At 70.6% G+C, this 18,960-nt stretch carries 19 protein-coding genes; 11 read left to right on the top strand and 8 right to left on the bottom strand.

The features are described from left to right. The first annotated feature begins 11 nt into the window (after nucleotides 1-11). From AC1XX3_RS16740 to AC1XX3_RS16720, 5 genes are all read left to right on the top strand, one after another. A complete protein-coding gene (locus AC1XX3_RS16740; protein ID WP_483322311.1) occupies nucleotides 12-1,259 on the top strand; it encodes an MFS transporter in 1,248 nt (415 codons plus the stop codon). Nucleotides 1,260-1,268: 9 nt separating this feature from the next. Further along, complete coding sequence (locus AC1XX3_RS16735; protein ID WP_483322310.1) at nucleotides 1,269-1,883, top strand: bacterial proteasome activator family protein; 615 nt, start codon at nucleotides 1,269-1,271, stop codon at nucleotides 1,881-1,883. Between the two features lie 83 nt (nucleotides 1,884-1,966). Beyond that, on the top strand, nucleotides 1,967-2,155 hold the full coding sequence (locus tag AC1XX3_RS16730) for a hypothetical protein (RefSeq protein WP_483322309.1): 189 nt from the start codon (nucleotides 1,967-1,969) through the stop codon (nucleotides 2,153-2,155). A gap of 308 nt (nucleotides 2,156-2,463) precedes the next feature. Beyond that, nucleotides 2,464-3,054, top strand: a complete 591-nt coding sequence (locus AC1XX3_RS16725) for a CPBP family intramembrane glutamic endopeptidase (RefSeq protein WP_483322308.1) — start codon at nucleotides 2,464-2,466, stop codon at nucleotides 3,052-3,054. Between the two features lie 117 nt (nucleotides 3,055-3,171). Continuing rightward, the gene (locus AC1XX3_RS16720; RefSeq protein WP_483322307.1) at nucleotides 3,172-3,756 is read left to right on the top strand and encodes a WhiB family transcriptional regulator; all 585 of its coding nucleotides are present in this window, start codon (nucleotides 3,172-3,174) and stop codon (nucleotides 3,754-3,756) included. A gap of 32 nt (nucleotides 3,757-3,788) precedes the next feature. Here AC1XX3_RS16720 and AC1XX3_RS16715 read toward each other — a convergent pair whose 3' ends face one another. Next, nucleotides 3,789-4,589 carry an HAD family hydrolase gene (locus AC1XX3_RS16715; RefSeq protein WP_483322306.1) on the bottom strand — a complete coding sequence of 267 codons (801 nt, stop codon included), beginning with the start codon at nucleotides 4,587-4,589 and terminating at the stop codon, nucleotides 3,789-3,791. Beyond that, the gene (serS, locus tag AC1XX3_RS16710) at nucleotides 4,586-5,860 is read right to left on the bottom strand and encodes a serine--tRNA ligase (RefSeq protein ID WP_483322305.1); all 1,275 of its coding nucleotides are present in this window, start codon (nucleotides 5,858-5,860) and stop codon (nucleotides 4,586-4,588) included. Before serS ends, AC1XX3_RS16715 begins: the two co-directional genes overlap by 4 nt. Nucleotides 5,861-5,903: 43 nt before the next feature. Between serS and AC1XX3_RS16705 the strand changes: the two genes are divergently transcribed. Beyond that, nucleotides 5,904-7,580 (top strand): bifunctional phosphatase PAP2/diacylglycerol kinase family protein, encoded by a 1,677-nt coding sequence (locus AC1XX3_RS16705; protein WP_483322304.1) that lies wholly within the window; start codon nucleotides 5,904-5,906, stop codon nucleotides 7,578-7,580. Here the strand turns inward: AC1XX3_RS16705 and pheA are convergent. From pheA to AC1XX3_RS16690, 3 genes are all read right to left on the bottom strand, one after another. Further along, nucleotides 7,558-8,490, bottom strand: coding sequence for a prephenate dehydratase (gene pheA / locus AC1XX3_RS16700; protein ID WP_483322303.1), 933 nt, complete (start codon nucleotides 8,488-8,490; stop codon nucleotides 7,558-7,560). The two genes, AC1XX3_RS16705 and pheA, sit on opposite strands and share 23 nt — an antisense overlap. A 27-nt stretch (nucleotides 8,491-8,517) precedes the next feature. Beyond that, nucleotides 8,518-9,417: a DUF2510 domain-containing protein gene (locus tag AC1XX3_RS16695; RefSeq protein WP_483322302.1), complete on the bottom strand. Its 900-nt coding sequence runs from the start codon at nucleotides 9,415-9,417 to the stop codon at nucleotides 8,518-8,520. A gap of 74 nt (nucleotides 9,418-9,491) precedes the next feature. Beyond that, the gene (locus AC1XX3_RS16690) at nucleotides 9,492-9,959 is read right to left on the bottom strand and encodes a DUF4188 domain-containing protein (protein WP_483322301.1); all 468 of its coding nucleotides are present in this window, start codon (nucleotides 9,957-9,959) and stop codon (nucleotides 9,492-9,494) included. A gap of 87 nt (nucleotides 9,960-10,046) precedes the next feature. On the opposite strand from AC1XX3_RS16690, the gene AC1XX3_RS16685 reads away from it, so the two are divergent. Next, entirely contained in the window at nucleotides 10,047-10,673 is a 627-nt protein-coding gene (locus AC1XX3_RS16685; protein WP_483322300.1) for a MerR family transcriptional regulator, read from the top strand. 4 nt (nucleotides 10,674-10,677) lie between these two features. Next, a complete protein-coding gene (locus AC1XX3_RS16680; RefSeq protein WP_483322299.1) occupies nucleotides 10,678-11,703 on the top strand; it encodes an adenosine deaminase in 1,026 nt (341 codons plus the stop codon). Here AC1XX3_RS16680 and AC1XX3_RS16675 read toward each other — a convergent pair. The 3 genes from AC1XX3_RS16675 to AC1XX3_RS16665 all read right to left on the bottom strand — a co-directional run bounded on the left by AC1XX3_RS16675 (nucleotide 11,688) and on the right by AC1XX3_RS16665 (nucleotide 15,030). Further along, a complete protein-coding gene (locus tag AC1XX3_RS16675) occupies nucleotides 11,688-14,132 on the bottom strand; it encodes a family 78 glycoside hydrolase catalytic domain (RefSeq protein WP_483322298.1) in 2,445 nt (814 codons plus the stop codon). The two genes, AC1XX3_RS16680 and AC1XX3_RS16675, sit on opposite strands and share 16 nt — an antisense overlap. An 89-nt stretch (nucleotides 14,133-14,221) precedes the next feature. After that, nucleotides 14,222-14,572, bottom strand: coding sequence for an ArsR/SmtB family transcription factor (locus AC1XX3_RS16670; protein WP_483322297.1), 351 nt, complete (start codon nucleotides 14,570-14,572; stop codon nucleotides 14,222-14,224). Continuing rightward, nucleotides 14,569-15,030 (bottom strand): SRPBCC domain-containing protein, encoded by a 462-nt coding sequence (locus AC1XX3_RS16665; protein WP_483322296.1) that lies wholly within the window; start codon nucleotides 15,028-15,030, stop codon nucleotides 14,569-14,571. The genes AC1XX3_RS16670 and AC1XX3_RS16665 overlap by 4 nt, the downstream gene beginning before the upstream one ends. Nucleotides 15,031-15,189: 159 nt before the next feature. On the opposite strand from AC1XX3_RS16665, the gene AC1XX3_RS16660 reads away from it, so the two are divergent. The 3 genes from AC1XX3_RS16660 to AC1XX3_RS16650 all read left to right on the top strand — a co-directional run bounded on the left by AC1XX3_RS16660 (nucleotide 15,190) and on the right by AC1XX3_RS16650 (nucleotide 18,920). Beyond that, nucleotides 15,190-15,987, top strand: coding sequence for an SDR family NAD(P)-dependent oxidoreductase (locus tag AC1XX3_RS16660; RefSeq protein WP_483322295.1), 798 nt, complete (start codon nucleotides 15,190-15,192; stop codon nucleotides 15,985-15,987). 84 nt (nucleotides 15,988-16,071) lie between these two features. Beyond that, entirely contained in the window at nucleotides 16,072-16,770 is a 699-nt protein-coding gene (locus AC1XX3_RS16655; RefSeq protein ID WP_483322294.1) for an ATP-binding cassette domain-containing protein, read from the top strand. Nucleotides 16,771-16,772: 2 nt separating this feature from the next. After that, nucleotides 16,773-18,920 carry a YhgE/Pip family protein gene (locus tag AC1XX3_RS16650; RefSeq protein WP_483322293.1) on the top strand — a complete coding sequence of 716 codons (2,148 nt, stop codon included), beginning with the start codon at nucleotides 16,773-16,775 and terminating at the stop codon, nucleotides 18,918-18,920. Nucleotides 18,921-18,960: the final 40 nt, after the last annotated feature.

Raw genomic sequence — 18,960 nt, 5'->3', positions numbered from 1 at the left:
GATCCCTCCTCATGCGCTCCCCACTCGGCCGCCCCCTGCCCTGGCTGGTGATGGTCGGCATCGTCCTGATCGGCTTCAACCTCCGTGGCCCGCTGGTCGCCATCGCACCGGTCCTCGACATCATCCGGGCCGACCTCGGGCTGAGCGCAGCCCAGGCCGGGTTGCTCACCAGCCTGCCGGTGCTCTGCTTCGCCCTGACCACGCCACTCGCCTCGGCGCTGGCGGCCCGTACCGGCGCCAACGTCGCGGCCACGGTGACGGTGCTGGGCGTGCTGCTCGGCACCGTGGTCCGCTCCGGTGGCCACGGTTGGATGGTGTTCGCCGGCACGGTGGTGCTCGGGGTCTTCATCACCATCGGCAACGTGGTGATGCCGGTGGTGATCCGCCGGGACTTCCCACCGGAGCGCGTCGGGATGGCCACCGGCGCCTATACCGCGGCTCTCAACATCGGCTCCGCCCTCACCACCGTCGGAACCGCTCCGCTGATCGGACGCATGGGGTGGCAGGCCGCGTTGGCGGTCTGGATGGGACTCGGTGTCCTTGCGGTGGTCGTCTGGGTGCTCGCGGTGGGCTGGCGGGAGGCCGTCGGGCGTCGCCCGGCCCACGAGGTGGCGAGCTTCGCCGCGGCCCGGAACGCCGCCACGCCGCCCGACCCACGCCGCCGTCTGACCACCATCTTGTTGGCCGCAGCGTTCGCCGGTCAGGCCTTCGGCTACTACGGTCTGACCGCCTGGTTCCCCCAGCTGCTCAGCGAGGAGGTCGGGCTCACCCGCGCCGGGGCCGGCGCCAGCTCGTCGGTCTTTCAGCTGGCCGCGGTGATCGGCGCGCTGGGCGTCCCTGCGCTCGCGCACCGCTTCTCCCCCGTGGTCGCCGCAGTGGCGATCGGAGTCTGCTGGGTCTGCGTGCCGCCCGGGCTGATCCTGGCCCCCGACGCCTGGCCGCTGTGGACCGTCGCCGGCGGCATCGCGCAGGGCGGCGGGATCACGATCTGCTTCATGCTCGTGGTCGCCCTGGCGACCAGCGGCCACCACGCCCGTCGGTTGTCGGCGGTGGTCCAGGGCAGCGGATACGCGTTCGCCGCGCTCTCGCCCACCCTCGTCGGCGGGGTTCACGAGCTGACCGGGGGGTGGACCGGGCCGCTGCTGCTGGTCGCCGGCGGCGTCACCGTATTTGCGGTCTGCAGCATCTGGGCCGCGGTCCGCACCGGCGGCACAAAGCCCGAGGTCGCAGCACCCCAATCCGTGCAGATCACGACCTAGGATGGGTCAATGACCAACCAGAGGCACGAGCAGCCAGGCGGACAGACCCCAGGGGTGGCCGGGGCCACCGAGGACGGACGCGTCTTCGTCGTCACGCCCAACGCGATGGCGGTCGAAGGTCCCGCCTCCTCTGCCTCCTCCCAGGACGCCGAAGGCGACGAGTCCTCCGAGGGTGAGCAGGGCCGGTCGGTGACCGACATGGTGGAGCAGCCGGACAAGGTGATGCGGATCGGGAACATGATCCGCCAGCTCCTTGACGAGGTGAAGTCCGCTCCGCTGGACGAGGCGAGCCGGCAACGGCTGCGCAGCATCCACCAGGCCTCCATCACCGAGCTCAAGGACGGTCTCGCGCCCGAGCTGGTGGAGGAGCTGGAGCGAATCACCCTGCCCTTCAGCGAGGACGCCACCCCGACCGACGCCGAGCTACGGATCGCGCAGGCCCAGCTGGTGGGCTGGCTGGAAGGTCTGTTCCACGGTATCCAGACCGCCCTGTTCGCCCAGCAGATGGCCGCCCGGGCCCAGCTCGAGCAGATGCGCCGGGCGCTCCCGCCGGGGATGACCCTCGAGGGTCAGGCGGCGCCGCAGCCGGGTCAGCCGCGCGGCGCCGACGGCATGTATCTCTGAGATCGCCTGCCTGCCTGCTTGGCTGGGCTGATCGGGACGGCTCGAAATCGGTTGGCCCACGGGCCCGCGGGTACGTTGACCTCATGCCCAACAACGACAAAGACACCGACACCGATAAGCCGCAGCCGCAGCCGGACAAGGTCGCCAGCCAGGGCCAGCCGTCCGAGGCCGGGTCCGGTCTCGGCGACGCGGAGACCTCCGGTGGCGGCGCCGACGCGGTGCCCGATACCCCCGACTATCTCCCGTACACCCCGCCCGAGACCCAGAAGTAGCTGACACCGCCGCCGCCGTCCCGGCTGCGATCAGTTCTTCTCCGTCGCTCTTGCGCGGCGGTGAGCTGTGGCAGCATGCCCAGGATGACTCTGCCACCGGCGTCGTCCGATCCGGATCAGGTGATCGCGGCGCAAAGCCGATGGGGCCGCGACGGTCGAGAGGTACGGCTCTTCGTCCTCCTGCTGTTCGCGGTGGGCGCTCTGTTCTACGCGCTCGGACCGCTGATCGGGAGTCTGTCGGGTGTCACGCGAGCGAACGTACCGGGTGCGGCGCTCGGGTTCGTCTCCCCGCTGATCGCCGCGGTCGTGTGGCCAGATCCGCGCGACGCAGCAGCGAGCTGTGGGCCTGGGTCCGAAAGTGGCCGCGCTGGAGCCCGTACTGGGTGGTGGCTGTCGCGGCCATGCCGATCGCGGTCTTCGGCAGCGCGGTGGCCACCGGCGAGAACGGCTTCGTCGGTCCGGGGTGGGGCGCACTCGGTTTGGCCGGGGTGTATCTGCTCAGCGCCACCGCGGAACAGATCGGCTGGACGGCCTTCTTGTTGCCGCGCCTCCTCTCGCGCTTCGGGGAGCTGGCGAGTGGCCTCATCAGCGGGTTCCTGGGGGCCCTGTGGCATGTGGTCCCATACGCGCAGGCCGGGAACTCGGCGGGCTGGATCGCGGGCCAGGTTGTCTTCACGACCGTGTTCCGCGTCCTGCTGGTGCGGTTGGCGTTGGGATCGGGCGGATCGATCTGGCTCGCGGTGATCGCGCACGCGTCGTACGACCTCGCGTGGTCACTGTCGCCGAACGCAGGCGCCGGGTACGACCCGTGGACGGTGGCGGCATTCACCGCCGTGATCGCCGCTGGACTGATCGTCACCGGCTGGGCCGGGAAGTTCCTGCGCCGCCGGACCCGGTAGTCGGGCTCGAAGTCTGCGCCAACAAATTTCCAGGGTTCTCCCTTCTGGTGGAACCGAGTCCCGCAGGCCGTCGTCCCATGCGAGGCCGGTTGAGACACGAGACCTCTGGGAGACACCATGACGACCACCATCTCCACCCACACCGCCGCTCCCGTCCAGAGCACGGTGACGGGTTGCGTGCGGTTCGCTGACTTGTTCCAGGATTCGCTGCTGGAGGAGCCGCCGACGACGAGTGCCCCGGTTCAGACCCGCCGCCGCTACGCCGTGCTGGAGCGCCAGGCCGAGGACGTCTGCATGGCCTGCCCGCTGATGACCGCCTGCCTCTATCGCGCGGTCGCCGAGCACGACGTCTCCGGCTATGTGGCCGGCACCACGGCGCGTCAGCGGACCGAGATCCGCCGTCGGCTGCAGATCACGGTCGAGCCCGAGGACTTCGACACCCTGGCCGGTGTCACCGGTCGCAATCGGCAGGTGGACCACGACGAGGTCCTCCGGCTGCGCCACGCCAACCCGCACGAGAGCCTGGAGACCCTGGCCAACCGGCTCGGGTGCTCACTCTCGACAGTCAAGCGCCACCTCCGCGCCGCCCGCAACGGCGAGCCTCGTCCGGTCCAGCCGCGGCGAGTGCCCACCACCACCGAGGTCATGGCGGCCTATGCCGCAGTCGTCGGCATGGGCGTCGCGCACACCGTCGCGGCCTGAGCATCGCGGCGGCGCCGAGGCGCCGAGACGGCTCAGAACCAGCGTCGGAGCTCCGCCACCGTGCCACCGTCGGCGAACCGTCCGGTGACCGCGTCGGCGACGCCCTTCACCTCGTCCAGGGCGTCCCCCAGGGCGACGCCCCGGCCGGCCCAGGAGAGCATCTCGATGTCGTTGCGGCCGTCACCGAGCGCCAGCACCTCGGACTGGTCAACACCGAGCTCGATGCAGACGTCACGCAGCGCGGTGGCCTTGTTCACGCCTTCGGGGGCGATGTCCAGCCAGGCGCTCCAGCCGACGAAGTAGGTCACACCGTGCAGCCCGAGGCGCTGGGCGAGCTGAACGAAGTCATGGTCGGAACGGCGGGGATCGCGCAGGATCACCCGGGTCACCGGTCGCGCTGACAGCTGCGCGGCGTCCTCGATGATCATCTCCCCGGTGAGGTCGCCGCCCGGGAAGTGATCGTTCAACCGATAGCCGACGCCGATCTCCTCCACCGCGATCAAGGTGCCCGGGGCGAACTCCTCCACCCGCGCGATCACCTCGGACGGGTCGAAGGTGATCGCCTGGACGATCTCCTGCGGCGGGTAGCGGACGGTGACCGCCCCGTTGGAGAGCACCGCGGGGCCGGGCGGCAGCTCGAGGTGGTCGAAGATCGCCTGGGTGCTGTGCCAGGCACGCCCGGTCGCCAGCACCACGCGTACGCCGGCGTCCACGACTCGGCGAACGGCCAGACGTACGTCCTCGGGCATCTTGCCGTCGTGGTCCACCACCGTGCCGTCGATGTCGAGGGCGACCAGCCGGGGCCGCCAGCCGGTCGGTGGGGTCGCGGTCATCGGATCGGGACCAGGGCCTCGCGGCCACCGAGATAAGGCCGCAGCGCCTCGGGGATCCGGACCGAGCCGTCCGGCTGCTGGTGGTTCTCCAAGATCATCACGATCATCCGGGTCATCGCGCAGAGGGTGCCGTTGAGGGTCGCCACCGGCCCGGTGCCGGACCCGTAGCGGGCGCGTACGTTCAGCCGCCGGGCCTGGAACTCGGTGCAGTTCGAGGTCGAGGTGATCTCGCGGTAGCGGTTCTGGGTCGGCAGCCAGGCGTAGCAGTCGAACTTGCGGGCCGCGCTCAGCCCGAGGTCGCCGCTGGCCAGGTCGAGGACCTGGAACGGGATCTCGAGCGCGGCGATGAACTCCTTCTCCCACTGCAGCAGCCGCTGGTGCTCCGCCTCGGCGTCGTCGGGGTGACAGAAGACGAACATCTCCACCTTGTCGAACCAGTGCACCCGGAAGATGCCTCGGGTGTCCTTGCCGTGCGAACCGGCCTCGCGGCGATAGCTCGGGCTGTAGCCGACGTAGCGCAGCGGCAGCGAGTCGACGTCAAGGATCTCCCCGGAGTGGTAGGCCGCCAGCGGCACCTCCGCGGTGCCGACGAGGTACAGATCGTCGTCGGGCAGGTGATAGACGTCCTGAGCCGCCTGGCCGAGGAAGCCGGTGCCCTCCATCGCCGACGGCTTCACCAGCGCCGGCGGGATCATCGGGATGAACCCGTTGCGGATCGAGGAGCTCATCGCGAAGTTCATCAGGGCCAGCTCGAGCTCCGCGCCCTGGCCGGTCAGGTAGTAGAACCGCGAGCCCGAGACCTTGGCCCCGCGCTCGGTGTCGATGGCGCCCAGGCGTACGCCCAGGTCCAGGTGGTCGCGGGGCACGAAGCCTTCCGCCGCGAAGTCACGCGGGGTGCCGTGGGTCTCGAGCACGACGTAGTCGTCCTCGCCGCCGAACGGCACACCGTCGGCAACGATGTTGCCGACCTGCAGCAGCAACGACTGGTAGGTCCGCTCGGCCTCGCCGGCGGCGGCGTCGGCCCGCTTCACCTGGTCGGCGAGCTCGCGGGTACGCAGCAGCAGGGCGGCGCGCTCGTCGCCCGCAGCCTGAGAGACCTGCTTGCCCAGGTCCTTCTGCTCCGCGCGCAATGTCTCGTACGCGGTGATGGCCTGGCGCCGGGACTCCTCGGCGGCGACGAGCTCGTCGACCATGGCCTCCGAGTCGCCCCGCGCCCGCTGGGAGGCACGTACACGGTCGGGGTCCTGGCGCAGCAGCTTGGCATCGATCACACGGGCAAGGGTAGCCGCCGGCAGTGGGATGATGGGCGGCACTATGGTCCGCAAACCCCCCACGCGCACGGCGATCGCCCTGACCGCGGCCCTGTTGCTGGTCTTCGTGCTCTGGACGATCTTGACCATGTGGACCCCCTGGCTCGACACCATGGACCGCTCCGCCCTGGCCCCGCGGCTGAACGAGGACGGCGCGGTGGCCGAGGTCGCGGGCGCCTTCGCCCTGCTGACCTGGCCCGGGCTGATCTATGCCTCGCTGGCCGGGGTCGCCCTGTGGGCCGCGCGGCACCGGCTACGGCAGCTGGCCATCGCGCTGGTGGTGATGAGCGTGGTCGGCTGGGGCGGGTCGGCCGCGCTCAGACTGCTGTTCCACCGCGCCCGGCCGGATCGCGCGGTCGACCTGCTGACCGCCAACGGCTATTCCTACCCGTCGGAACATATGACCGCCGTGATGGTCGGGGTGATCGCGGTCGGTGCGACGCTCGCGGTGACCCGGCGCAGCCCACCGGCGAAGCTGGCCTGGCAGGGCGGCGCCTCGGTGATCGTGCTCGCCGTCGCCTTCGACCGCTGGTTGCTCAGCGCCCACTACCTCTCAGACATCATCGGCGGCGCCCTCTTCGGCGCCCTCGCTGCGATCATCGGCCTGGTCGTCGCCGGGGTCTCCGTGCCGGCCCCGCACGAGATCGTCTCCGAGCTGGTGCGCAGGCCGGTGGCGGTCGAGCAGGGCGAGCCGCAGAAGCGGTGCGCGGTCATCTACAACCCGGCCAAGGTGACTGACTGGACCACCTTCCGTCGCCGGGTCGAATACGAGCTGACCAGTCGCGGCTGGGCCCACCCGATCTGGCTGGAGACGACGCAGCTGGACCCGGGACGCGCGATGACGGCGCACGCGGTGGCTGAGCAGGTCGACCTGGTCCTCGGCGCCGGCGGCGACGGCACCATCCGGGTCATCTGCGACGGCCTGGCCAACACCGGCATCCCGTTCGGTCTCATCCCGGCCGGCACCGGCAACCTGCTGGCCCGCAACATCGGCATCCCGCTGGACGAGGTGGCCGCCCTCGACGTGGCCTTCGATGGCGTGGACAAGCCGATCGACCTGGTACGCCTGACGGTCGACGGCGACCGGTCGGAGAACTTCGCCGTGATGGCCGGGATCGGGATCGACGCGGTCATCATGCAGGGCACGAACCAGGAGCTGAAGAAGGCCGTCGGCTCCGCGGCGTATTTCGTGTCGGCGGCGAGGAACGCCAACCATCCGGCGCTGCACGCCACCATTCAGCTCGACGACCAGCCACCGATCCGGCGCCGGGCGCACGTCATCGTGATCGGCAACGTGGGCTTTCTGCAGGCCAACATCCCGCTGATCCCAGACGCCCGGCCCGACGACGGGCTGCTCGACGTGATCGTCGCCTCCCCACGCGGGATGGCGGACTGGGTGAAGCTGACCACCCGGGTGCTCACCCGGCAGCGGCGTACCGACGACCGGTTGGACCGGCTGACCGGTCGCCGCGTCACCATCACCGTCGAAAAGCGCGACCACTACCAGCTCGACGGCGACACCGCAGGCGAGTGCAACCAGATGGTGGCCGAGGTCCAGCCCGGTGCCCTGCTGCTCCGGGTGCCGCAGCCGGGTCGGCGCGAGCTCAGCATCCGCGCCGCGGAGCTCGAGGCCGAGCGTGGTCTGGCGGGGTCTGCGCTCAGGGAGCCTGTAGCGCCGTGAACCAGGCCTCAGCCTCCGCGTAGGCCTCGTTGGAGGTGCCGAGCATGATCCTCGGCCGGACCTCGTCGGCCCGCGGATAGCTGCCGAGGAACACGACCTCGGCGCAGGTTCGGTGCAGACCCCGCATCGCCTCCGACATCCGGGCGTCGCTCAAGTGACCCTCGGCGTCCACGGAGAAGCAGTAGTCCCCCAGGGTCTTCTTGGTGGGTCGGGACTCGATCCGGCAGAGGTTGACCCCACGGCTGGCGAACTGCTCCAGGATCTCCAGCAACGCGCCGGGGTGGTCCTGGCGCATGAACAGCACCATCGATGTCTTGTCCGCCCCGGTCGGCGGGGCGACCGGCCCGGGGCGGGCGACCAGCACGAAGCGGGTGACCGCATCCGGGTTGTCGGCGATCCCCTCGGCCAGCGGGGTGAGGCCGTAGAGCCGGCCGGCGACGTCGGCGCAGATGGCGGCGTCGAAGCGGGAGCCCGGGTCCGCCACCTCGGCTGCCGCGGCGGCGGTGGAGCCGCCCTCGGTCACGATCGCGTGTGGCAGGTGGGTGGCCAGCCAGGTGCGGCACTGGGCGGCGGCGTGCGGGTGGGTGAGCACCGACCGTACGTCCGACAACGTCACGCCGGCGCGGGCGAACAGGGTGAACTGGACCGGGAGCAGCACCTCACGGGTGATCACCAGCGGCTCGCCGTACGTCAGGTTGTCCAGGGTGGCGGTCACGCCGCCCTCGACGGAGTTCTCGATCGGCACCAGTGCGGCCGAGACCTCCCCGCCGCGGACCGCGTCCAGGGCCTGGCCGACGGTGGCGTACGGGACGGGCTCGCCGCCGACCTGCGGCAGGGTCAACAACGCCTGGTGGGTGAAGGTCGCCACCGGACCGAAGTAGCCGTACGGGGTGTCAGTGACGTCGGGCACGGGCCCAGGCTAGCGGGCGGGCGGGCGTCACTTCATCGCGAGAGTGTCCAGCGCGTTGTTGAGCGCGTCCTGCGTCGCCTTGCCGGAGTCGCTGGGTCGCATGGAGTAGAAGGCCGCGTAGCCGGCATCGACCTCCAGCACCACCAGCAGGACCCGGTCGTAGCGGGTGGGCAGACCCTCGATGTCGAAGTGCAGCTGGCCGGAGTACCCGACGGCCCGGCTGCGCGGCACCCCGCTCAGCGTCTGCACCAAGGTGTCGCTGACCGTGACCGGCGCGCCGGCGTAGAACTGGCTCTGGATCGAGGCGAACAGCTTCTTCGCCGTCCCCTCGGGATCGCCGGCCACGGTGAGCTCGGCCGGCAGCAGGGCGAGACCGGCCGTCGCACCCCAGTCCGCGTCGCCCGCGTAGTTCTCGTGCACCTTGGCCGTGCAGGTCGCGGTGGAGGCGAAGCTCGCGAGGGCGGGAGCAGGGCCCTGGCATACGTACGGCGATCCGGGCAGCTCGACGCTGACCCCACCGATCCTGGCTATCCGGTTGACCGGGTCGTAGTCGACCGCCTCGGACGGCGTCGAGCTGGCCGGCGACGGAGGGGGAAGAGCCGGTCCCTGTGGAAGATCGGAGGCGCGGATCGAGATGACCACGCCGACGACGAGGATCACCAGCGCCGCCACGGCGGCCGTGATGCCGGCCGCGACAGCGAACCGCACGGTCGGCTCCTCCGGCTCCCCTGCGGTCGGTGGGGTTGGCGCCGTCTGTGTGGCGGTCGGCGCGACGGTCGACGGCTGACCGGTTGCGTCGAGCTGCTCCGCCGGGGCCGGCGCTTCGGGGTCGATGCTCAGCCACCGGGTCCAGGCCGTCCCGTCCCACCACCGGAAGGTGGCGTCCTTGCCGCTGGGGTCGCGATACCAACCGGGGGCCTGGGTCACGCCCTTACCTTAGAGCGCCTGACGTCGCAGCCGGCCCGAAAAGCGACTCATGAGGCGAGCAGTCTCGCGAGGACTCACGAGGCGAGCAGGCGGTCAGCGGCGCGATCGGAGTGTCGACCGACGGGCACGGCGCTGGTCGCCTTGGCCAGTCCGGACACCGGCATCCCGGCGTAGACCGACTCGGCCCGGGCGACCAGGAAGGTCTCGTGCCAGATCCCGACGCTGCCCGGTGCCTTACGGGCCTTGCTGTTGAACGCCGTCCATGCCGGCCGGTGCGACGCCTTCGGTTCACTGGCGTAGGCGTACAGCTTCTCGGCCGAACTCCAGTACTGCACCAGCAGCGGGCCGCCGGCGCCGATGGTCAGCCGATAGCCGAGCAGGCCCGAGTTCGGGTCACGCGACAGCTCGGCCAGCATCGGGGGCATCGCCGCGAAGACCGGCCACCACCGGTCCGGGCGCCACGGCTGGTTGATCCGCATGCCGATCAGGAACACCACCAGCTCGCCCTCGTGCTGGTGCGTCATCCGCGACAGTGGTGCCATGATGGCCGTCCTCGATATTAGAGAGTTATGATGTCTAATATTGGGGAGTAACACTATCCAATGTCAAGACCTTTCAGAAGGGCGATTGTGCGCATCTCGCAACTGGCCGAACGGGCCCAGGTTCCGGTGGCCACGGTGAAGTTCTATCTCCGCGAGGGCCTGGTGCACGAGGGCGAGCTCACCTCGGCCACCCAGGCGCGATATGACGACAGCCATGTCGCCCGGCTGCGACTGGTCCGGGCGCTGCTCGGTCCGGGAGGGCTGAGCGTCGCGGCGGCCAAGCAGGTCCTGGCCCAGATCGATGACCCGCCCAGCTCGGCACACGACCTGCTCGGCACCGCACACGCGGCCATCAGCCCGCCGATGGATCCCACCGTCGACCTCACCGAAGCGCACGCGCTGCTGCAACGCTGGGGATGGCGGGTGACGGAGAAGGACCGCCTCAACCACGTCGCTCTCGCCCGGGCCCTGAATGCGCTCGCCGACGCGGACTTCGACCTTCCGGTCGAGGCGTTGGACAGCTATGCCGAGGCCATGGCAGCCATGGCGGAACGCGAGGTGGCCGGCGTGCCGACGGACTCGCCCGGCGCCGCGGTGCGCTACGTGGTGCTCGCCACCGTGCTGGCCGAGCCGCTGCTCCTGGCGCTGCGGCGGCAGGCGCAGGTGGAGGCCTCGGGGCGGCGGTTCGGCGCCGCCGAGGGGGAGACAGACTGAGCGCATGACCGTCTCGACCGCCTTCATCGCCGGCCTGCCCAAGGCAGAGCTGCACGTTCACCACGTCGGCTCGGTCTCGCCGCAGACCCTGTCCCAGCTGGCCAGGCGGCACCCCGGCGTGGTGCCCACTGACCTGGCGGCCCTGCGCCGCTACTTCACCTTCACCGACTTCGCGCACTTTATCGACGTGTATCTCTCCGTGGTCGACCTGATCCGTACCCCAGAAGACGTACGTCTGATCACCTACGAGGTGGCCAAGGAGATGGCCGGCTTGAACATCCGCTACGCCGAGCTCACCGCGACTCCTTACACCTCGATCCGGCGCGGCATCGCGGTCGAAGGCTTCGTCGAGGCGATCGAGGACGCCCGGGTCGCCGCCGAACGCGACCACGGCATCGTGCTGCGGTGGATCTTCGACATCCCCGGCGAGCTGGGGTTGGAGGGTGCGGAGGGCACCGCCGACATCGCTTTCCGCCACGGACCCTCGACCCTGGTCGGGCTCGGACTCGGCGGACCGGAGATTGGCGTCCCGCGTCCGCAGTTCAAGCCCTACTTCGACCAGGCCCGCGCGCTCGGCCTGCACAGCGTCCCCCACGCCGGCGAGACCACGGGACCGCAGACCATCTGGGACGCGTTGGGTGAGCTGGGCGCGGAACGCATCGGTCACGGCACGTCGGCCACCCAGGACCCCCGGCTGCTCGAGCACCTGGCCGAGCACCAGATCCCGGTGGAGGTGTGCCCCACCTCCAACCTCGCCACCGGTGCGGTCGCCGACCTGGAGCAGCACCCGCTGGCTGAGATGGTCGCGGCCGGCGTACCGGTCAGCATCAACAGCGACGACCCGCCGATGTTCGCCACCGACCTGAACGCCGAGTACGCCATCGCTGCGCGGCTGCTGGACCTGGACGAGAGCGGCGTGGCCACGCTGGCCAAGGCGGCCGTGGACGCCACCTTCCTCGAGCCGGCCCAGCAGGCGACCCTGCGAGCAGAGATCGACGCGTACGTCGCCGCCGCTCAGCCGGTCGGCTGACGCATCGCCTGCGAAGCGTCGGCCAGCAGGAGCTCGTGCTCGCCGGCGGGAAGGGCGGCGCCGTCGGCCAGCACGCCGACCAGCCCGACCGGGATCACGACCCGCCCACGCAGACCCTCCGGTGCGACCCGCCAGTCCACGGCGATCTCGCCGAGCGGGGTCGGCACCCGGCCGGACGCCTGCCGCAGACCACCAAGGTCCGGGGCTATCGCGAACCGGGCGAAGCCGGGCTCGAGCGGTTCGACGCCCAGCACCTCCCGCTGGAGGAAGCTCAGCGGGGTGGTGGCGAAGCCGTGGCACAGACTGCCCGCGCCGCCGAAGGCCTCGGACCCGATCTGCAGCACGCCGGCCTCCCAGATGGTCGGTGAGCCCTGGTCCACCATCGGTCCCCAGTAGCGGCGGATGGTCTCCAGCGCGGCGCCGGATCCGGACCGACTCGCCTCGGCCCGCAGCACGTAGTGCTGCATGAAGAGATCGGCCGGCAGGATCTCGGCTCCGTGCAGTCGGGGCTGACATCCCTCCCGCAGCCGGCCGGACAGGATGGCCAGCGCCTGGGTGATCTCGGTGGCATACGGACTCCCGTCGCGCGCGCCTTCGGTGAACAACGACTCCGCCGGGCTCCAGTAATGCTCGTGCAGGCGGTCGGCCACCTCGGCCGCGCCGCGCTGCCAGCGTTCGGTGTGCTCGACGCCGACGCCGGTCCAGGCGGACAGCCGCGTCATGGTGTCGACGGCCAGCACCCACCACCAGTTGAGGCTGGCGCAGGCCTGCCCGCGCAGGGCGTGCAGCTGGTGGTCGTCGATGGACCAGTCGACGAAGTTCCAGTGTCGCTCCGGTGGCTGCAGCAGACCGTCGTCGTTGCGCCACTGCTCGACCGACTCGAGGACCGTGAGTAGGTGCGAACTCAGCCGGGCCGCGATCTCGACGTCGCCGCCGTATCGGAGCAGGTCCTCGACGATCTCGCTGAGATAGAGCTGCGTGGCGGGGAAGGTCATGTAGGCATCGGCTGCAGCGTGGTCCATCCCCGGCTGCAGACCGTTGGGCACCGACGCCGGGAGCAGGCCGTCGGGACCAGCCTCGGCCAGCCCCAGCAGCAGTGAGCGTACGGTCAGCCGGCTGTCGCCGAACGCGGCGAGCGCGACCGCGTTCTCCACCAGCAGATCGTTGAGATAGAGGGTGTTCTCGCGCCAGGGGCAGTCGACGAAGGTGTCGGTGGCACAGGCTGACAGGGTCTCGGCGCACAGACCCCAGAGGGTGTCGAGCTGCAGGTCGTCGCTACTGAAGGTGCCGCGCCCGACGAACGGGTAGCGCCGGTCAGTGGCGGTCACGGCGTGCACCGACACCGGTCCGGAGATCTGGCGGAGGCAGACCTGGACGTAGCGGAACCCCCGGTCGGCGAAGCAGGTGCCGACCTGCTGCCGGCCGGCGCGGGTGAGATAACGGTCGGCGAAGCGATAGCCCAGCGGGGTGGCCCGAACCCGGCCGGCGTCGTGGAGGTGCTCGCCGTAGGCGATGTCGATCGTCACCCCTGCGGGCGCGTCCAGGTCGAGGTGCACCCAGCCGTTCACCTCCTGGCCGAAGTCCCAGATCATCACCAGATCGTTGCCCAGCTGGTCGGGTTCGAGTCGCAGCGGCTCACCGCCCGCCTCGCCGAGCACCTGGAGCGGCAGGGACACCGGCAGCGGCACGTGTGGCTCGTCGCGCATCAGCACAGCGACGTCGTCGCGCTGCTCCGTGGGCGGTACGGCCGCGACCCGAGTGGTGGCGACGGGCAGCAGGGTCGTGCAGCGAAGCTGCGGGATGTCGCGGGGCATCAGCCGCTTCGCCAGCAGCTCCACCCCGGGGTCGTCCGCCGCTGCGGCGGTGACCGTACGAGCCGGGACCCAGTCGGGTCCGGACAGCTCAGCCGGCCGGTCGGGCCCGTCCTCGAGGTCCACCCACTCCATCGGGCCGTACTGGAAGGTGAAGACGGGTGCGTCGGTCCGCCACCCACGGATCGGGCGGGTGAGCCAGTCCGAGCCGGTGGTAAGTCCCGGCTGGTCCGACTCCACCCGGACGGCAGGGACCGCCACCGACGAGCGGAAGGTCTTCCAGCCCGGGGCCGATACGGCGATCATCACCTCGTTGCGCCCCGGCCGCAGCAGCGAACCGACCGGATGCGTGTCGTAGTAGCTGGTCCGGCGCGTTCCGCGAACCGGGCCGGCAGCGACAAAGCTGCCGTTGACCCACAGCCGATAGCTGCACTCGGCCGCGATCTGCAGGACGGCTCCCGGCACCGGCGCCTCCAGATCACATGCCGTGCCGGCCCAGAAGGCGTGGCTGGCCGCGGACGCGTCCAGATCGGGGCAGGTGATCCAGCTCGACGCCCATTCCGCAGCGGAACCCGCGGCCAAGACGGAGGCAGAGGCCGATCGCGCGATGGTGGTCATGCAGCTCCTGAGTCGAGACGGTGGTGCACGACCGTATCGGGACTGCCGTGGTGACGCCTCGGGTGGTGCCGCTCGCACCCCGGCCTCGATCAGGTCGGGCGATCGTCCGCCCGCGCCAAGCTCTCCGCGAGGTCTCGGATTCGGTGCAGCCGGGCGTCCCAGCCGCGCGCGGCGGCCGCCATCTCCTGGGAGGCCGTCTCCAGCCGGTGGTCGTCGAGCCGGAACCTGACCTCGCGCCCTGCGGTCCGCCGATGCACCAGACCCACGCGTTCCAGCACGGCGAGGTGCTTCAACACCCCCTGCCTGCTGATGGAGACTTCCGCCGCGAGCTCGGTCGCCGACGCCTCCCCCGCTTCCAGCAGCATCGTGACGAGCTGGCGCCGGGTGCCATCGGCGAGCACCTCCCACGCCTGCGGCTTGCGCCCGCCGGGCTGCGTCATGGGCGCGACTGACCGGCGACCAGGTCGGCGACGTACTGGGTCAGCTCGGCGAGCTCGCGTCGCCAACCCGCCCTGTTCTCCTCGGTGTGCTCGGCTCGCTCCGGCCCTGGCCAGGGCAGCGCCGCGAAGCCACTCTCGACCACGCGGAGCCGCGTACCGCCCTGCTCGGCAGTGAGCCGGAACTCGACCAGAGTCGAGCCCTGATCCAGGGTCATCCCGACGCGGCGGATCCAGCGGAACGCGAACCGCGCCTCAGGTTCGACCAGCTCGATCCGGATCGGGTACTCGCCGTGCCCGTGCCAGGCAACGGTCCCTTCACTGCCGGCCTCGGCCGCGAACGAGGCCTCGTCACCGAACCAGTGACGGACCTGCTCCGGGTCGGTGATCGCCCGCCACACGATGGCCGGCGCCGCCTGAATGAACACCTCACGCTCGATGCTGTCTGCTGCGTGGTCCACAGTCCTCCTTGCTCGGTCCGGCTGCGCCGAATCTAGCGCAACCCCTGGTTGCGCGAAGTGCAACAAGTGGTTGCACAAGTGCCGATCAGACTGCAACCATAGGTTGCACAACAGCTCGCCACCGGAGCGGGAGACGGTGGCACGACACAGGAGGTATCGATGCTGCTCGAGGACAAGGTCGCCATCGTCTACGGCGGCGGGGGCGCGGTCGGCGGGGCCACCGCGCGAGTGTTCGCCCGGGAAGGAGCCCACGTACACCTGGTCGGCCGCACCGCGGCGCCGTTGGAGGTCGTGGCACGCGACATCCGGGCCGCCGGCGGACGGGCCTCGACCGCCCTCGTCGACGCCTTCGAGACCGACCAGGTCCGCGAGCACGTCGAGCAGGTCACCAGGAGCGAGGGACATGTGGACATCGCCCTCAACGCCGTCGGCGTTCCACACCTCCAGGGCAGCCCGCTGGACGAGCTGTCACTGGCCGAGTTCATGCACCCGCTCGAGCGGACGCTGCGGACGACCTTCGTCACGACGAAGGCGGTCGCGGTGCCCATGCGGGCCCAGCGCAGCGGGGTGGTCCTGACCATCTCGACGCCCGGCTCCCAGCTACCCGGGCGGGGCTATCTGGGCTACGCAGCCACCTGCGGGGCGGTCGAGGCGTACTCGCGGGTCTTGGCCGGCGAGCTCGGCGGCGACGGCATCCGGGTGATCTGTCTTCGTCCGAACGCCATCCCGGAGTCCGTGACGTCGTCCCATGTGGCACAGGTCTTCGCCCCGGTCGCCGCGCGCGCCGGCACCGATCTTTCCGGCTGGCTGGCCACGATGGCGACGCAGGGCACCTTGTTGGGACGTCTACCTTCACTGTCCGACGTGGCCGAGTACGCCTGCTTCGTCGCCTCGGACCGGGCGGCGGCCATGACCGCCGCGATCGCCAACCTGACCTGCGGCACGCTGGCCGACTGACGAACCGGTCGGCTCTAAGCCCGATGGCGGCGGCCCCCGGTGGTTACCTTGGTATGGATGCCATCGGTATCAAAGGAGCCGTCCATGACCACCGCCGCGAGCCCACTTCCCGATACCGATGTCCGTAGTCGCATCATCGACGCGGTCGGACTGTCACTGACTACCCGACACCACAAGGTGTTCACCGACGTGGATCTGGCCGCGGACGAGGGCGATCTGGTCGTGGTCCACGGCCGCTCAGGCTCGGGACGCTCGGCACTGCTGCTCACCCTGGCCGGGCGGATGCGCGGCTGGACCGGCCGGTTGACCGTCGCCGGCTTCGACGGACAGACCCAGGCTCAGCAGGTCCGCTCGTCGGTCGCCGTCGCCCGGATCGACACGGTGGTGGACCTCGAGGGGCAGCTCACGGTCGCCGAGTCGATCACCGAGCGTGCCCTGACCGAGGGCATCCGGGTCGATGGCGCCCGGGCAGCGTTCGGGCACGCCGAGACGATGCTGGGGACGGCCTTCGACCAGAGTGTGCTGGTCGACGAGGTCGAGGCTGCGGACCGCACCCTCCTCTGCATCGCCTTGGCCACGCTCGCGCCGGCGCAGCTGCTGGTCCTCGACGACCTCGACCGCAACCTGGCCGTGCACGAGCAGGAGGCGGTTCTGGCCGCCCTGGCCCGGGTCACCGACACCGGCGTCACGGTGGTGACCAGCACCACCGAACCTCTCTCCATCCCGGCGAGCGCCGTCGTCGTCGACCTGACCGAGCCCCCCTCAGACCCCATGGAGAGCTGACCATGACCTTCCCCGCCGCCCGCCTCGGCGGGTTCGAACTCCGCCGCTTCCGTGGTCCGCTGCCCAAGCTCGCCCTGCTGTTCGTGCTGATCGTCCCCCTCCTCTACGGCGCCACCTACGTGACGGCCAACTGGGATCCCTATGGTCGGCTCAACCACCTGCCGGTGGCAGTGGTCAACCAGGACCGGCCCACCACCGTGCAGGGCAGGACGATCGATGCCGGCCGCGACTTCGTCGACGACCTGCACGAGAAGGCGACGTTCCAGTACCACGACGTGGACGAGGCCGAGGCCACCCGGGGGTTGGCGAACGGTGACTACTACCTCGCCATCGTGGTGCCGCCCAACTTCTCCACCAACCTGGTCAGTGGTGAGACCGACCACCCGGAGCGGGCCGAGATCACGCTGTATCGCAATGACGAGAACGGCTTCGTGATCGGCACGGTGACCGACTCCGCCCAGAACACGATCGCGCGTGCCGTGGACGAGTCCGCCGAGGAGAGCTATTTCCGGGCCGTCTTCGCCAACCTCGCCACCATCCGCGCCGGCCTGGTCGACGCCCGTAATGGAGCCGCCGAGCTCAACTCCGGGCTGGCCACCGCGCAGGACGGCGCTGCCAAGCTGGAGCGCGGCGCCAAGGCCGCGGAGCGCGGGAGCCAGCGCCTGTCCAGCGGCGCCACCGCGCTGACCTCCGGGCTGAGGACCGCCCAGACCGGCTCCGCCGACCTGGCCAACGGCCTGCGCAGGCTGGAACGCGGGTCGGCGGAGCTCACGTCCGGCGCGTCGGCGGTAGCCGCCGGCACCCAGCAGCTCGACAACCAGGTGGTGCCCGTGCTCAGCGACGTGCAGCGGGCGCTGCCCGCGGTGGAGGCCGACGCGGAGCGGGTGTCCCGCACGCTGGAGGGCATCGGCAAGAAGGCGAGTGCGCGGTCGAACTCCATCAGCACCGATCTCCGCTCTGCCGACCAGGCCCTGATCCAGCTCCGGCGGGCCTATCCAGAACTCGCGGACGAACCGATCTTCAGCACCGTGCAGCAGCAGGTCGCGACCGCCGCGGGTCGTGCCGAAGACATCGCCGACGCGGTCGATGCCGGAACCACCCAGGTGGCCGAGGTGACCGAGGTGGTCCAGTCCGGCGGCATCCTCGACAAGCGCGTCGGCGCCGCGCGGCGGAACCTGGTCCGACTCAACGACGGCGCCCAGGATGTGGCCACGGGCGCCGGCCGGCTGGAGCGCGGCATCGTCAGCGCCTCGACCGGGGCCTCCTCACTGGCCACCGGGATCGACTCCGCCTACGCCGGCTCAGCGAAGCTGACCGACGGCGCCACCGAGCTCACCAACGGGCTGGGCGACCTCCAGACCGGCGCGACCAAGCTCGACTCCGGGCTGGGCACCCTGCACGACGGGGCCGGCAAGCTGCAGCGGGGCCTGGCCACGGGAGTGAACCGCATCCCCGCGCTGAGCGCGGACCAGCAGGACCGCGCCGTCCAGGTGTTGTCCTCGCCGGCCGAGGTGAAGCTGAAGGTCGACAATCCGGCCAAATACTACGGTCGGGGTCTGGCCCCCATGTTCTTCTCCATCGCCTTATGGGTGTTCGGCATCTCGGTCTTCCTGGTGCTCCGTCCCACCACCGGACGGGCCCTGGCCGGGCGTGCGAGCGCTCTGCGGGCGGCCGTCAGCGGGTGGCTGCCCATCGGTACGCTCGCCGTCGCCGCCGGCTGGCTGATGCTCGGGGCGGTCTGGTTGTTCCTCGACCTGAACCCGGTCCATCCGTGGTTGATCGTGGCTCTGGTGGCGCTGGCCGCCGTCGCCTTCTCCGCCTTCGCCCACCTGCTGCGGACCGCGCTCGGCATGGTCGGGTCGTCGTTGCTGCTGGTGCTGCTGATCCTCCAGCTGACTTCCTCCGGCGGCACCTATCCGTCCCCCTTGTTACCGCGCTTCTTCCAAGTCGTCGCGCCCGCCATGCCGATGACGTATCTGATCGACGCGTTCCGGATCACCATCTCCGGCGGCTCGACAGACCACCTGGTGCGTGACGTTCTCATCCTCGGGTTCCTCGCGGCCATGTCCATCGGGCTGTGCGTCTTGGTGGTCCGCCGACGGCGGCGGTTCTCGATGGAGGATCTGCACCCGTCCCTGGTGGAGCCCTAGCGAAGCGCCGGGTGGCCGTGCTGGGTGAGCTCGGCCACGA

The sequence above is a fragment of the Microlunatus sp. M237 genome (assembly GCF_056896895.1).
The sequence above is the reverse complement of the archived record's forward strand: the minus strand, read 5'-3'. Positions and strand labels throughout refer to the sequence as shown.

What these genes read in the sequence shown, in the direction of transcription:
- AC1XX3_RS16740 (WP_483322311.1), top strand. Translation starts at nt 12, where the DNA reads ATGCGCTCCCCACTCGGCCGCCCCCTGCCCTGGCTGGTGATGGTCGGC.
- AC1XX3_RS16735 (WP_483322310.1), top strand. Translation starts at nt 1,269, where the DNA reads ATGACCAACCAGAGGCACGAGCAGCCAGGCGGACAGACCCCAGGGGTG.
- AC1XX3_RS16730 (WP_483322309.1), top strand. Translation starts at nt 1,967, where the DNA reads ATGCCCAACAACGACAAAGACACCGACACCGATAAGCCGCAGCCGCAG.
- AC1XX3_RS16720 (WP_483322307.1), top strand. Translation starts at nt 3,172, where the DNA reads ATGACGACCACCATCTCCACCCACACCGCCGCTCCCGTCCAGAGCACG.
- AC1XX3_RS16715 (WP_483322306.1), bottom strand. Translation starts at nt 4,589, where the DNA reads ATGACCGCGACCCCACCGACCGGCTGGCGGCCCCGGCTGGTCGCCCTC.
- AC1XX3_RS16705 (WP_483322304.1), top strand. Translation starts at nt 5,904, where the DNA reads ATGGTCCGCAAACCCCCCACGCGCACGGCGATCGCCCTGACCGCGGCC.
- AC1XX3_RS16690 (WP_483322301.1), bottom strand. Translation starts at nt 9,959, where the DNA reads ATGGCACCACTGTCGCGGATGACGCACCAGCACGAGGGCGAGCTGGTG.
- AC1XX3_RS16680 (WP_483322299.1), top strand. Translation starts at nt 10,678, where the DNA reads ATGACCGTCTCGACCGCCTTCATCGCCGGCCTGCCCAAGGCAGAGCTG.
- AC1XX3_RS16675 (WP_483322298.1), bottom strand. Translation starts at nt 14,132, where the DNA reads ATGACCACCATCGCGCGATCGGCCTCTGCCTCCGTCTTGGCCGCGGGT.
- AC1XX3_RS16670 (WP_483322297.1), bottom strand. Translation starts at nt 14,572, where the DNA reads ATGACGCAGCCCGGCGGGCGCAAGCCGCAGGCGTGGGAGGTGCTCGCC.
- AC1XX3_RS16660 (WP_483322295.1), top strand. Translation starts at nt 15,190, where the DNA reads ATGCTGCTCGAGGACAAGGTCGCCATCGTCTACGGCGGCGGGGGCGCG.
- AC1XX3_RS16655 (WP_483322294.1), top strand. Translation starts at nt 16,072, where the DNA reads ATGACCACCGCCGCGAGCCCACTTCCCGATACCGATGTCCGTAGTCGC.
- AC1XX3_RS16650 (WP_483322293.1), top strand. Translation starts at nt 16,773, where the DNA reads ATGACCTTCCCCGCCGCCCGCCTCGGCGGGTTCGAACTCCGCCGCTTC.